Origin of the sequence: Porphyromonas gulae DSM 15663 (genome assembly GCF_000378065.1) — a bacterium.
Classification (GTDB): Bacteria; Bacteroidota; Bacteroidia; order Bacteroidales; family Porphyromonadaceae; genus Porphyromonas; species Porphyromonas gulae.
On the sequence record NZ_KB899148.1, the window covers coordinates 88,400 to 101,753 of the forward strand.

The 13,354-nt window shown below is 50.3% G+C and carries 11 protein-coding genes; 4 read left to right on the plus strand and 7 right to left on the minus strand.

Annotated features, from left to right (window positions below; genetic code table 11):
* Window positions 1–24: 24 nt before the first annotated feature.
* The 6 genes from F452_RS0101025 to rocD all read right to left on the minus strand — a co-directional run bounded on the left by F452_RS0101025 (window position 25) and on the right by rocD (window position 7,876).
* Window positions 25–1,560 carry an MBOAT family O-acyltransferase gene (locus F452_RS0101025; protein WP_026292079.1) on the minus strand — a complete coding sequence of 512 codons (1,536 nt, stop codon included), beginning with the start codon at window positions 1,558–1,560 and terminating at the stop codon, window positions 25–27.
* A gap of 9 nt (window positions 1,561–1,569) precedes the next feature.
* On the minus strand, window positions 1,570–2,415 hold the full coding sequence (locus F452_RS0101030; protein WP_018964408.1) for an SGNH/GDSL hydrolase family protein: 846 nt from the start codon (window positions 2,413–2,415) through the stop codon (window positions 1,570–1,572).
* On the minus strand, window positions 2,396–3,769 hold the full coding sequence (locus F452_RS0101035; protein ID WP_235317514.1) for an SGNH/GDSL hydrolase family protein: 1,374 nt from the start codon (window positions 3,767–3,769) through the stop codon (window positions 2,396–2,398). Before F452_RS0101035 ends, F452_RS0101030 begins: the two co-directional genes overlap by 20 nt.
* A gap of 232 nt (window positions 3,770–4,001) precedes the next feature.
* Entirely contained in the window at window positions 4,002–5,633 is a 1,632-nt protein-coding gene (gene pruA / locus F452_RS0101040; protein WP_018964410.1) for an L-glutamate gamma-semialdehyde dehydrogenase, read from the minus strand.
* 77 nt (window positions 5,634–5,710) lie between these two features.
* Window positions 5,711–6,640: a citrulline utilization hydrolase CtlX gene (ctlX, locus tag F452_RS0101045; protein WP_018964411.1), complete on the minus strand. Its 930-nt coding sequence runs from the start codon at window positions 6,638–6,640 to the stop codon at window positions 5,711–5,713.
* Between the two features lie 6 nt (window positions 6,641–6,646).
* The gene (rocD, locus tag F452_RS0101050; protein WP_013816700.1) at window positions 6,647–7,876 is read right to left on the minus strand and encodes an ornithine--oxo-acid transaminase; all 1,230 of its coding nucleotides are present in this window, start codon (window positions 7,874–7,876) and stop codon (window positions 6,647–6,649) included.
* Window positions 7,877–8,350: 474 nt separating this feature from the next.
* Here rocD and panC point away from each other — a divergent pair, with 474 nt between their 5' ends.
* Genes panC through F452_RS0101070 form a run of 4 tightly spaced genes read left to right on the plus strand, consistent with a single transcriptional unit; the run spans window position 8,351 to window position 12,928 of the window.
* A complete protein-coding gene (panC, locus tag F452_RS0101055) occupies window positions 8,351–9,196 on the plus strand; it encodes a pantoate--beta-alanine ligase (RefSeq protein ID WP_018964412.1) in 846 nt (281 codons plus the stop codon).
* Window positions 9,186–10,733 carry a glycoside hydrolase family 10 protein gene (locus F452_RS0101060; RefSeq protein ID WP_018964413.1) on the plus strand — a complete coding sequence of 516 codons (1,548 nt, stop codon included), beginning with the start codon at window positions 9,186–9,188 and terminating at the stop codon, window positions 10,731–10,733. The genes panC and F452_RS0101060 overlap by 11 nt, the downstream gene beginning before the upstream one ends.
* Window positions 10,730–11,860, plus strand: a complete 1,131-nt coding sequence (hemW, locus tag F452_RS0101065) for a radical SAM family heme chaperone HemW (protein WP_026292081.1) — start codon at window positions 10,730–10,732, stop codon at window positions 11,858–11,860. The genes F452_RS0101060 and hemW overlap by 4 nt, the downstream gene beginning before the upstream one ends.
* Window positions 11,861–11,899: 39 nt before the next feature.
* The gene (locus F452_RS0101070; RefSeq protein ID WP_018964415.1) at window positions 11,900–12,928 is read left to right on the plus strand and encodes a threonine aldolase family protein; all 1,029 of its coding nucleotides are present in this window, start codon (window positions 11,900–11,902) and stop codon (window positions 12,926–12,928) included.
* Window positions 12,929–13,019: 91 nt separating this feature from the next.
* Here the strand turns inward: F452_RS0101070 and F452_RS11090 are convergent, their stop codons facing one another.
* Window positions 13,020–13,286 (minus strand): DUF4248 domain-containing protein, encoded by a 267-nt coding sequence (locus tag F452_RS11090; protein ID WP_018964416.1) that lies wholly within the window; start codon window positions 13,284–13,286, stop codon window positions 13,020–13,022.
* Window positions 13,287–13,354 lie beyond the last annotated feature (68 nt).

Consider the following 13,354-nt stretch of genomic DNA (forward strand, 5'->3'; position numbering starts at 1 on the left):
AAAAAGAAGATCGGGTAAGGCTGTTTAGAACTGGAAATATATGAAGGGCTGTATTTCCGAGCTGCGTACCTGAATGATGGTAAAGATCAGGAGAACGAGCATCAGAGTTTGCAAGACGAACGGAGCACGCTCAAGCATGGATTGTGCCTTGCTTCGCTTACCCTTACCGACAAAATGCAACAGGTAACCCGTGACCATCAGTACGACAACGCCCTTGTAGCCGGCAATGAATTGGAAGAGAACTTCGGGATGGAAGTTATTGAATATTTGTCCGAGAATCTGTCCGGCCACTGCCATCGAATCGGCTCGGAAGAAGATCCAACCGAAACAGACGAGGTGGAAAGTAATGATCCGTCCGAGCCATCTGCGCCAAAAAGGCATATCTGTGGACATAGCCCGACTCGACGGAAAGATCTCGCACCAGAGTTTGTGTACGGCCAATGCCACTCCATGGATAGCTCCCCACAAAATAAATCGCAAGGCGGCACCATGCCAAAGACCGCCGAGAAGCATCGTCAGCAGAAGATTGATATAGGTACGGATTTTCCCTTTCCTATTCCCCCCCAATGGTATATACAAGTAATCCCTGAGCCATGATGAAAGGGAGATATGCCACCTGCGCCAGAACTCGGTGATATTGGCCGACTGATAAGGTGAATCGAAATTGATATTGAAGCGGAAGCCGAGCACCAGAGCTATACCGATGGCCATGTCGGAATAACCGGAGAAGTCGCAATAGATCTGTAGGGCATAGCCGTAAACGCCGAGCAGGTTCTCCAAGCCGGTGTAAAGTGTCGGAGCATCGAATATGCGATCCACAAAGTTCAGGCTGATGTAGTCGGATATGATTGCCTTCTTAAAGAGCCCCCCCATGATCAACATCAGGGCTTCGGCATATTCTTTCCTTTCCAACACCGGCCGGCGATAGATCTGTGGGATAAAATCTCGTGCACGGACAATGGGACCGGCTACCAGTTGGGGGAAGAAAGAGACGTAGAAGACATAGTCTATCCAACGCTTTAGGGGCTGCACATGACCGCGATAGATGTCGATGATATAACTCATCGTCTGGAAAGTATAGAACGAGATCCCGACAGGCAGTATAATATCCCAATTCTTCCACTCGGTCATGATCCACTCAGGGCGATTGGTCACGAGGCCGATTTCCTGAATGAGAGAGAAAAGCATCTCACCGAGGAAATTGAAGTATTTGAAATAGGACAATACACCCAGATTGATGCACATACTGAGTGCCACAAGGAGTTTGCGCCGAACTTGGATATGCTGACGGGACAAAAAACGGCCGATGATGAAATCGCTCGTAGCAGCCGCTAAAAGAAGCAGGACAAAAAGACCGCTGCTCTTGTAGTAGAAATAAAGAGAAAAGAAAGATACATATACGATCCGCAAGCTGGTTTGCCGGCGTAGCAGGATGTATAGCGGAAGGAACAAAAGGAAGAGGATAAAGAACGTCCCGCTGGAAAAAATCATGGGAGCGGATGCATGATACTGCAATAGATCCCAGAGACGGGATATATCCATCGAATCGAAAAAATGCATGCTAACGAACTATCTTTTATAAGGCTTGGGCTGGCTGCTCCGATCCACGTTAGGGCCATCAATCGAACCGAGCAAGGCGTCAGCTACCAGCCCTCCATGACGGGTGTATCCACCGATAGTATAGTGTATGTGATCCGCGTGCATCAATCCGCTACGCAACCATTGACGAGTTTCGGTCTCTCCGCCTATAGCGGAAGAGAGGTCGAAGCATGCCATACCATGCTCCAAGGTGTACGATCGGATAAGACGGGAGGCCTTTTCCGTATTGTCATTAAAGTGATAGGTAGTTTTATAACGATTTCTACGACGTTTGCTCCCCTTGCCTTTCGAGCCTGCCACCTTGACGGATCGGCGCAGGTAAGATGGCGGAGGCGTGGTCAGGATGAATGGCACATCATCCAAAGCTTCACGCAGCATATTGAAAAAGATCTCCATATTTCCCCGCATTTTATCTTCGGAAAATTGGAAAGTATACGAATCGTTGGTCCCCAGCGATACAATGACGAGGTCGGGTTGCACCGCTTTGATCTGCTGCAGGTATTTATCCTTATTCTGAGAGAAAGAAAAATAACTCGCCCCGGGAACACCTATGCGTTCGAAGCGAACTTTATCACCATATTGGGCAGCCAATTTGGCTGACATGGATCGGGTAAAATATCCTCCACTCAGATGGCTATCGCCAAGGTGGAGAACCGTAACCAGCTTCTTGTTCGAATCGGCTACTCTGATGTGCTGCCATACTTGGTCGAGATATCCTTCCGGTTCGTACCAAAGCGAGGACTGCCCAAACGACAGCCCGGAAGCTGTAGTAAGGCAGAGCAGCAATAGTATGAGTCTACTCACGAATGGCATCATAATACTTTTTTTCAAAATCAAATGCTTCAATCATTTTCTTGGCCAACTCCCGTCCACCTCGGTGTGCCAAATGCGTGTAATCTCTGGCCGCCCAGCCTTTATCGGCCATTCGGGAAATACCTCCCAACGAATGCATAGCTCTGAGTGTACTCCAGAAAGCGACACCGTACTGTTGGGCAAGAGCCTGCTGTGCAGAATGAAGAGCAATAACGCCGGACATCGTCCGGATTCCGTTTGCAGTACGCTGCGCCCTGTCGGACACGCTCATCAGAAGGATGTCGGCCTCCGGACACACGCTCCGAAGGATTTCGATCACTCCTCCCATCTGCTTGGCATAATTGCTATAGTCTTTTTGCTTATTCGAAGCGACGTTAAGTCCATATTGCAGGATGATGAGATCATAATTGCGGAGAGAGGCAAATTCCCGGCTGACTTCCGGATTGATGGATTTGAGAAGAGTACCTGAATTGCCACGAATGGACATATTGTCGACCGAAATACCTTGTGCATCCTCCAATGCGACGCCGAAAGATACAAAATCTTGTCCCCCGGAAAGAACACTGCATTTGATACTTCGTTGCGGATCGCTGCTCAAAGTGTATTGGCCCACGGTTTCCGTCGGAGGGAGGATGACGGTGAGCGTAGTATCCGAAGTCTCTATACGAACCGAGGCCTCGTCCGTAGACTTATAATATAGTATCGCATGACCGAAGTTCGGCTGTCCCAAAGGCATCGCATAACGTACCCATGCTCCCTGCTTGGGGCGATAGAAATGACCGGTGAAGGGATAATGACCTTTCTTCGAACGAAGTAGAGAATGATCGTCCCACTGCCTGAACTCATGACGAATACTTCCTCTAAATCCTGCCACCTCGGAGGTAATAGGCATCCACCCTACTCCATTGCCACCGAAACGCTTTTGCAGGGCAGCACGAAGAGCATCGGTGAAAATATCACCTTCGATAAAGGAATCGCCCAATACGGCTATCCGAATAGGCCTGCCGAGAGTTGACCGCTCGGTTATACTCGTATAGAAACGTTTGAGTGCCGTCCGTGAAGAACTATAATCCTCTATAGGGATAAAGGTCGAATCAGTTACCGTATTTTGCTCAAGCAATTGGCTATAAATAGCACTTCTGCGCTTATCGGATTTGGTTTTATTATCTGTATTATTCTCGGAGGGTGGAGTGTGTTTCGGAGCAATAAGTACCGCGGTAGAATCGGGTTTTACTCGGCGAACATCGCTTAGGAGGTCTACCGGCTTGAGCTGCCAACTCCCTATCTGCTCGGGCAGATAGAACAAAGCAGCCAAGAGAATCGCTGTCACTACAAGTAACAGCCAAAAACGTGCCATCTGATTACGCTGGCCTTCCATAAAATTATCTGTCGGATTCCTCTTCTTTTATAGTGGAAATTGCGCGCAAAGATAAACGTTATACAACTATCTGAAAGCATGGCACCAATTTTGTTCCTTGATCAAGGTCGAGAAATATATTCTAAAAAAAGAGACTGCACTCCAAAAGGATACAGTCTCTCAATAAACGGGATGCGACCAAGTACGACTCTTCCCGTAGCAAAAATTTGGATCAATCCTTTGCCAAGAACGGATAGGGATAATCCGTAGGAGGCACGAAGGTCTCCTTCACGGTCCGCGGATTGCACCAGCGCATCAGGTTAAGTGGTCCGCCCGCCTTATCGTTCGTTCCACTGGCACGTGCACCGCCAAAAGGTTGCTGCCCGACAACGGCACCCGTCGGCTTGTCATTGATGTAGAAGTTGCCGGCGGAGAAGCGCAGAGCATCCAAAGCCTGTTCGATGGCATAGCGATCGCGAGAGAAGATGGAGCCGGTCAGTCCGTAACGGCCGGTGCTGTCACAAAGACGTAGCGTATCGGCAAAGTCTTTGTCCTCATAGACATATACGGTCAGGACGGGACCGAACAGTTCGTCCGTCATCGTAGCGTAATGCGGATTCGTCGTTTCGATAACGGTAGGCCGGATAAAGTAACCCACGCTCTTATCTCCTTCACCGCCGAATATGATCTTGGCATCCGGATCTCGTTTGGCGGCAGCCAAATAGTTCATGATATTATCGAAAGAGGCTTCGTCGATAACGGCATTGACAAAGTTGTCGAATTCCATTACGTCTCCCATTTTGATACTGTCGAGCATATCGCCCATCACCTCTTTCACGCTCTCCCACAAGGAACGAGGAATATAAGCGCGACTTGCTGCCGAACACTTTTGTCCCTGATACTCGAAAGCTCCGCGCACAAGAGCCGTAGCCACTTCGCGCACTTCTGCCGAGGGATGAACCATCACGAAGTTCTTTCCTCCCGTTTCACCCACTATACGCGGATAGCCACGATAGCAATCTATATTGCCGGCGATGCTCTTCCACAGGGTGTTGAACGTAGCTGTAGAACCGGTAAAATGGAAACCGGCCAAGTGTTCGTTCGCTGTGGCTACCCGACCAATCAAGCTACCCTGTCCGGGAAGGAAATTGACCACACCATCAGGCAAACCGGCCTCCTGGAAGATTTTCATAAGGAGGTAGTTGCTATGAAGGGCTGTAGTGGAAGGCTTCCAGATAGTAGTATTCCCCATCATGGCAGGTGCCAGATTGAGGTTGGAGGCAATACTGGTGAAATTGAAAGGCGTAACGGCCAAAACGAAACCTTCGAGCGAACGGTATTCCACCCGATTGAGAATGCCTTTTTCGCTGATAGGCTGATCGGCATAGATCTGTCCTGCATAGTAGGCTCCGAAACGCAAGAAATCGATCAACTCGCACGGAGCATCGATCTCTGCCTGCATCGGATTCTTGCTCTGCCCAAGCATTACGGAGGCGGCCAACTGATAGCGATATTTGGTGGAAATCAATTCTGCGATGCGCAACATTACGGAAGCACGCTCAGTCCATGGCAGACGGCTCCAATCCTGACGAGCCTTTTCGGCAGTTTCGATAGCTTGGAGCACTTCTTTCTCCCCTACCCGATGATAGGTGGCCAGTCGGACAGCGTGGTTGTGGGGCATCACCACAGTGCCGGTATCGCCCGTTCGTATCTCTTTGCCTCCTATGATAACAGGAATCTCTATAGGCGTAGACAGTTGGCGTTGAAGCTCCTCTTTCAGTTTTTTTCTTTCCGGCGAACCCGGAGCATAGCCGTAAACCGGCTCATTGACCGGCTTGGCAAAAGTAAAATGCGAATTATTCATTGTTTTTTATTTCTTCTTGTATATGATTCTGATGAATGGCGGGATGAAGCTATCGAAGCATATTTGCTCGTCCTTCATTATCCCTGAGGCAGGAATATCTCTGCCAACATACAGCGTGCGGAACCACCGCCGTTCTTTTCGATCGTGGTCAGTTCCGGAGCTACGATCGTACTGAACCCTTCTATTTCAGCTACCTGCTCTTCAGTCAAGGAACGGCGAGCCTCGGCACTCATCACCAACAGGGATTGGCCTGTCTCGCTCTCCACTTCGAGCATATTGCCGGCGAAGTGTTCCACCTGCTCCGTACTAATGGCTATGATGCGGTGTCCTGTAGCAGTCAGGCTATTCACCACCATACTGCGCTCGGCTTCGTCTCTGATGCACTCCAAACAAACGATCGCATAGCGCGAAGCTACGCACATCATCACATTGGTATGATAGATAGGAGCACCATTCGCATCTGTGGCGGTAAAAATCAATCCTTTGTAGTCCAACTCCCGACAGAACTCTTCCAACACCTTCGGATTGGTACGTTCGGATGAGCAGCAGTAAGCTATACGATTGACCCTGTCCAATACCATACTGCCCGTACCTTCGAGAAAACAATTGTCTCGCTCGTAGCCGGAGAGATTGATGATGCGTTCTACCCCTTCCATTTCACCAACGGTAGCCAATACGGGTAATTTCCGCTCTTGCTGCCTGTTAGGTGCATACATGGGGTAAAGCACCAATTCGCCTGTGACATGCGTGCTGAACCAATTGTTCGGGAATATCGAGTCGGGTGTATGAGGTGTCTTCGAATCCTGAATGACCCATACATCTACTCCGTGTTCGCGCAATAGATTGACGTAGTTGTCAAACTCTTTTTTCGCTTCCCTTGCTACTGCTTCGGGTACTCCCGTTTCTTTCTGGAAGCTGTTGTTTGTGGCCGTCTCGGCATTAAATCCAAAGAGAGCCGGGCGCACCATCAGCACGCGGTTCGTGGCCTGCTTGCGAATAAGAGCCATGAGTGTTTACTCTAAGACCTTGATGGATTCCTTGATAATCTCCACAGCCTGCGCCAGCTCCTCACGTGTGATACAAAGCGGTGGAGCCAAGCGAATGATATGGCGATGCGTCGGTTTGGCCAGAAGTCCGCGCTCGGCCATTGCCTCGCACACGTCCCATGCCTCGTGTCCATTGTGCGGTTCGATGACAATGGCATTGAGCATACCTCGTCCACGTACCAATTTCAGTAGAGGACTCTTGATTTTGAGCAACTCTCCTCTGAAATACTGTCCCAGCTCTTCGGCTCTCTCCGGCAAGCGTTCTTCTTTCACCACCGTAAGGGCAGCCATCGCCACCTTGCACGCAAGGGGGAATCCCCCGAAAGTGGAACCATGCTCGCCCGGCTTGATCGTAAGCATGACCTCATCGTCCGCCAATACGCAACTTACCGGCAATACTCCACCGGAAATAGCTTTGCCGAGTACAACAATATCGGGACGAACGTCATCATGATCGCAGCAGAGCATCCGCCCCGTTCGTGCGATACCGGTCTGCACTTCGTCAGCCACAAAGAGGGCATGATACTTACGACAAAGCTCCGCAGCACGACGGATATAGCCATCATCGGGAACGAAGACACCGGCCTCGCCCTGTATCGGCTCTACTACAAAAGCAGCTACATGGTCTTTGTGCTCCTCCAAGGCCTTCTCCAAGGCTTCTATATTATTATAAGGTATATTGACGAAGCCCGGTGTATAAGGGCCATAATCGGTATAGCTGTCGGGATCGGAACTCATGGAAACGATACTGATGGTGCGGCCATGGAAGTTGCCATCGCATACGATGATGACAGCTTTCTCTTCGGGTATTCCTTTCACACGATAACCCCAGCGACGAGAAAGTTTCAGAGCTGTCTCCACAGCCTCCGCACCCGAATTCATCGGCAACATCTTATCATAGCCGAAATAATGGTGCATAAACTCTTCGTATTCACCCAGACAATCGTTGTAGAAAGCTCGTGAAGTCAGACAGATTTTTTCCGCCTGCTCCTTCAGTGCTGCTATGATTTTCGGATGACAATGCCCCTGATTGACGGCACTATAAGCAGAAAGGAAGTCGAAATAACGCTTCCCATCCACATCCCACACATAAGCACCCTGACCACGAGAGAGTACCACCTCGAGCGGATGATAGTTGTGAGCACCGTAGCGATGCTCAAGATCAACATAATACTTTGCTTTTTCGGACAAAACCATAATTGATTCGGTAGTAGAATTAGGACGGTATATCGAGGCAGACCCAACAGATATGCCCCATACCTTATATTCAAGCCAATATCGGCGGCATCAAATATAGAAAACAAATCAATTGGAATTATCATTCTGTCAATATTTTTAGAACCACACAAACAAAATCATAGAACAATGCAAATTTCACAAGACAAATCAACCAACCATCAACTCTCGTCCATGATAAGAAAAGAAAATAAAACCTTGTAATATGGTGATTTTGACGGCCTATAAGAAAGTTGTATCAGAAGAGGAAAAAGGTCTAATAAACTCATTATACTCTTCAAAAAACTCTGTGACTATAATCATTAACTAAACTGTCCCTATTCTCAATGACTTTTTTCGGTGCATGCCAATACGTAAATAATCTGTTCCTTTGCAAAAAATTATCCCCGAGAGATTTATCGCTCAAGTCGTAACAGAAGAACAAATAATACCGCTATGGAAATTTTCAATACCGTCGCTTCACTCAAGAACTTTGTGGCACATGCTCGCGCCAAAGGGAAAACCATCGGCCTCGTCCCCACAATGGGAGCCTTGCACCGAGGACACATCAGTCTGATCAACCGTGCCGTAGCCGATTGCGACATTTGCGTGGCAAGCGTATTCGTCAATCCTACACAATTCAATGATAAACGCGATCTGGAATGTTATCCCCGCACACCGGAAGCCGATGCAGCAGTCTTGGCAGAAGCCGGCTGTCATGCCGTATTCATGCCCTCCGTAGAAGAGGTATATCCCGAACCGGACACTCGCGTATTCGATCTGGGCAGTGTGGCAGAAGTGATGGAAGGCAAGTATCGCCCCGGACACTTCAATGGCGTGGTGCAGGTGGTAAGCAAACTCTTCATGATGGTGGAGCCGGACAAAGCATATTTCGGGGAAAAGGATTTCCAGCAAATCGCTGTTATCCGCAGCATGGTGAATCTGCTTGGCTTACCCGTTACAATCGTGGCCTGTCCTATTGTCCGCGAAGAGGACGGACTTGCACTCAGTAGCCGTAACGTCCGTCTCGGCTCCGAAGAGCGTGCCATAGCTCCATCCATCGCTCGTATCCTCAAACAAAGCCGCACACTCCGTCCCGCACACTCACCTGAACTCGTTACGCGATGGGTGACGGAAAGCCTCAATGCCCTGCCCCATCTGCAAGTGGAATACTTCGAAATAGTAGATGGGAATTCCTTACAAAAGATCGACAACTGGCAGGATACCAACCATGCCGTGGGTTGTATTACGGTGTATTGCGGAGAGGTTCGCCTGATCGATAATATCAAATATGAAGATTAGCTGTCTCACAGGGTGGTTCGTCGGTATTGCTACACTGCTATTCACCGGCTGCGGCACTAAAAAGGTCGTACCCTCTCCCCCCACAGTGAAGCCTCTTCCGGACACGGCGATTGCAGCTCCTGTCATCGAACCGTGGGTCAGTCCGGTGAGAGAGGAGATGCGTGGGGTATGGCTGACCACCATATACGGACTCGACTGGCCGCAACGCTCCGCTCCTACAGCCGAAGGACTGCGAAAACAGAGAGAAGAACTCTGCCGTATTCTGGACAGGCTCAAGCGTGAGAAGTTCAACACCGTGTTCTTTCAGGTGCGTCATCGCGGAGATGTCATTTACCCCTCTGAGATAGAACCCCAATCGACCATATTCACCGGAGCAGGCAAGCCCGACTACGACCCACTGGAGTTTGCCCTGAAAGAGTGCCACAAGCGAGGTCTGGCTTTCCATGCCTGGCTGATCGTCACTCCCTTGGGACCGGACAAACACATACGTTCGCTGAAAGGCAAATCGGTCAAAAGTCGTCATCCCGAATGGTGTGTACGACACAATAATCTATGGTACCTCAATCCGGGCATACCCGAAGCAAGAGCCTACTTTGCATCCCTCGTTCGTGAGATCGTAGAGAAATACCCCGTTGATGGCATTCACCTCGACTATATGCGCTATCCGGAAAAAGCCAAAAGCTTCGACGATGCTGCCACCTATAAACGGTACGGCAGCAATATGGATCTGGCAGCATGGCGACGGCGCAATCTGTCCGACCTCATGGAAAATGTCCACCGAGCTGCGACGGAAAAGACTCCATGGGTGCAGGTAAGTGTAGCTACTATCGGCCGTCTGAGGAAACTGGCAGGTAAACGCGGTGGCGACTGGACAGCCTACGAGGGAGTACATCAGGATCCGGTAGTCTGGGCAAAGGAAGGGAGTGTAGACTTTCTGGTGCCGATGCTATACTACCGTGACGACCTCTTTTATCCCTTCCTCGAAGATTGGAAAGCGCAGCTACCCGATCTACCGATTATACCGGGATTAGCCACCTATCGGGTTGTGGACAACAGTCGGTGGCCGGCTCAAGTCATCGGAGAACAAATCGATTCCGCCCGTCACATGGGATTCCCCGGTGTCTGCTTCTTCCGAGAAGATCAGTTGCGCCATGAAAGCAATGGCATACCGCAGATCATTCGCGAGCGATTCGCTGAAGACGTGGTACCTATCCCCATACATCGCAAGGGTTTTGCCGCCCCCATAAAAGCAGAAACTCCTCAGCTGACACGCCGGACAGCTGGCAAAATCGCTGTGAGCTGGAATAAAGCTGTCGGAGAAACAGCTAAAGTATCCTATCGCCTCTTCCTCAGAAGATTCGACACCGCCGGCCGGATGCAAGACAGGCTGGTGGCTGACCGCATCGAAGACAACTCCTACCTGCTACCCAAGGAACTAACAGCGGAAGCCACGCGGATAGAAGTACGCCTCCAAGCCATCAACAAAATGAATGTGGCAGGCCCCATATCCGCTCCCACAAGTATGGAGATCAAGTGACAGGACTATACATTCATATTCCTTTCTGTGCCACGCGCTGCTCGTATTGCGACTTCTATTCGCAGACGAACAGCGCGCTTCGTTCGGAGTATATACAGGCACTGATCGCCGAGATGAGTATTCGTCGTACCGAAGTCACCGATACGATCGGCACCCTTTACTTCGGAGGAGGGACTCCATCGCTTCTTTCCCCACAGGAAATAGGCCGTATTATAGAGCAGGTCTATAAACTTTTCTCATTTTCTTCCGATGTCGAGATTACCTTGGAGGCCAATCCCGACGATCTGAATACAGGTTATGTGCAGGAACTTCGGACTCTGCCGATCAATCGAATAAGTATGGGAGCACAGAGTTTCCACGATGAAGACCTGCACTTCCTCAATCGTCGGCACAATGCTCGCCAAGTGTACGAAGCAGTGGATACCTGCCGCAAAGCAGGACTTACCAACCTGAGTATCGACCTTATTTACGGTCTGCCCAGGCAGACACCTGCTCGCTGGCAAGAGAATATCTCCGCAGTGCTTGCTCTCTCCCCACCCCACCTGTCCGCCTACCATCTGATATACGAAGAAGGAACACCCCTGACACGCCTACTCCATGCAGGAAAAGTGCGCGAAGTGAACGAGGAAGTAAGCCTCGAATTCTTCCGTATGCTTCGAGAACAGCTGACAGGAGCCGGCTATGAACACTACGAGATTTCCAATTTTGCCCGTTCCGGTTATCACTCTCGCCACAACAGCTCCTATTGGCAGGATACTCCCTATCTGGGTCTTGGCCCATCGGCACACAGTTTCGATGGACGGCGTACAAGGCGATGCAATCCCTCCGATATACGCCGATACATAGTCTCCATGGCAGCAGGAAAGCCTCTCTTCACGGAAGAAATCCTGACCGATAACGACCGTTACAACGAAGTAATCATGACCCGTCTCCGCACTGCCCGTGGTTTATCGCCCGATCAGGTAGGCTATCTCTTCGGAAAGGAATCTGCCGAACGGTGTATTCGGACAGCTGCTCCTTTTATCCGCGACGGTCTCCTCCACGAAGAAACCGATGGACGAATACGGCTCACGGAAAAAGGGATATTCCTCTCGGACAGGATTATTTCCGAATTCTTCATCGTCTAACCATCTCCGGCACAAGACCAATACTCCCCAATATAGCTTATGAGCAAGATCAGCTTCAAAAACGACTATACCGAAGGTGCGCATCCTGACATACTGCACGCGCTGGCAGATACTAATTTCGTTCCACAAGAGGGATACGGCTATGACTCCTATTGCGAGGAAGCGCGTGCAATGATCCGCCGCGAATGCAATAAGCCCGATGCCGAAGTCTATTTCGTATCGGGTGGGACGCAGACCAATCTCTTGGTGATCAGTCACCTGCTCCGTCCACACGAAGCTGTCATAGCAGCACAGTCAGGGCATATCAACGTGCACGAAACCGGTGCTATCGAATCCACCGGACATAAGGTCTGCACAGTACCTACTCCACTCGGCAAACTCAGTGTGGAGCATATCCGGGAAGTCCTTGCTTTTCATACGGACGAACACATGGTAAAGCCGTCCATGGTCTATATCTCCCAATCCACGGAGCTGGGCACACTCCACTCTCGTCATGAGCTGTCGGATCTGTCCGCCTTTTGCCGTGCAAACGGTCTCCTACTCTATCTCGACGGTGCCCGTATCGGTTCGGCGGTCATGGCAGAGACCGAGGACAATCCGACCCTGACCGATATAGCCACCCTGACCGATGCGTTCTATATCGGTGGCACCAAGAACGGAGCACTCCTCGGAGAGGCCATCGTCTTCCCTCGTCCACGTCCGGACGATGCTTTCCTCTATCAAATCAAGCAGCGCGGAGCCATGTTGGCCAAGGGGCGGGTGCTGGGCATCCAGTTTACCACGCTTTTCCGCGATGGGCTTTACTACCGGCTTGCAGCTCATGCCAACAAAATGGCAACAGATCTGGCGACAGCCATCTCCTCCTGCGGTTATTCCTTCCTCTACCCTCCGCAAACCAATCAGATCTTCCCGATCTTCCCCAACGATCTGATCGAAAGGCTGAAAGCCACATTCGACTTCTACGTGTGGCAAGCCGTATCACCCGACAGCTCAGCCATTCGTCTGGTCACCTCGTGGGCTACTCCGCCGGAGAATGTAGCCGCATTTGCCGAATATCTTTCCCGCTAAACTCCTTATATATACTGAAAGGGGGCATGCCGAAAGCCGCAAATCACGACTTTGACATCCCCCCACAGGCAGACTTTTCAGCTATTGTCCGTCAAGGACAAAAATCTTCGGGCGAACCAAGATAGGCTGTAAGAACGTTGAGCATAGCCGGTGTCAGGGATCGCTGTCCCAGAGCATAACCATGTTCTCTCATCGAATTGAGGAGATCTTGATCCCCGTAGATGATTCTTCGCAGGGCACGTGTACCGGAATTCGGGGTAAGATGTGGGAAGTAGCGTACGGCTACTTCTTTGACGCGATGGACTCGGAATGGGAATACATCCTCCCGTGCCGATGCGCCGTTAGATTCAACTTTCATACTGGTATATGTTTTTATAGAATAATGATGAGTGCCGAACAGGCTGAAAAATGCATCGCCACGCCTGC

What these genes read in the sequence shown, in the direction of transcription:
- pruA (WP_018964410.1), bottom strand. Translation starts at nt 5,633, where the DNA reads ATGAATAATTCGCATTTTACTTTTGCCAAGCCGGTCAATGAGCCGGTT.
- panC (WP_018964412.1), top strand. Translation starts at nt 8,351, where the DNA reads ATGGAAATTTTCAATACCGTCGCTTCACTCAAGAACTTTGTGGCACAT.
- F452_RS0101035 (WP_235317514.1), bottom strand. Translation starts at nt 3,769, where the DNA reads ATGGCACGTTTTTGGCTGTTACTTGTAGTGACAGCGATTCTCTTGGCT.
- F452_RS11090 (WP_018964416.1), bottom strand. Translation starts at nt 13,286, where the DNA reads ATGAAAGTTGAATCTAACGGCGCATCGGCACGGGAGGATGTATTCCCA.
- F452_RS0101030 (WP_018964408.1), bottom strand. Translation starts at nt 2,415, where the DNA reads ATGATGCCATTCGTGAGTAGACTCATACTATTGCTGCTCTGCCTTACT.
- F452_RS0101025 (WP_026292079.1), bottom strand. Translation starts at nt 1,560, where the DNA reads ATGCATTTTTTCGATTCGATGGATATATCCCGTCTCTGGGATCTATTG.
- rocD (WP_013816700.1), bottom strand. Translation starts at nt 7,876, where the DNA reads ATGGTTTTGTCCGAAAAAGCAAAGTATTATGTTGATCTTGAGCATCGC.
- F452_RS0101060 (WP_018964413.1), top strand. Translation starts at nt 9,186, where the DNA reads ATGAAGATTAGCTGTCTCACAGGGTGGTTCGTCGGTATTGCTACACTG.
- ctlX (WP_018964411.1), bottom strand. Translation starts at nt 6,640, where the DNA reads ATGGCTCTTATTCGCAAGCAGGCCACGAACCGCGTGCTGATGGTGCGC.
- F452_RS0101070 (WP_018964415.1), top strand. Translation starts at nt 11,900, where the DNA reads ATGAGCAAGATCAGCTTCAAAAACGACTATACCGAAGGTGCGCATCCT.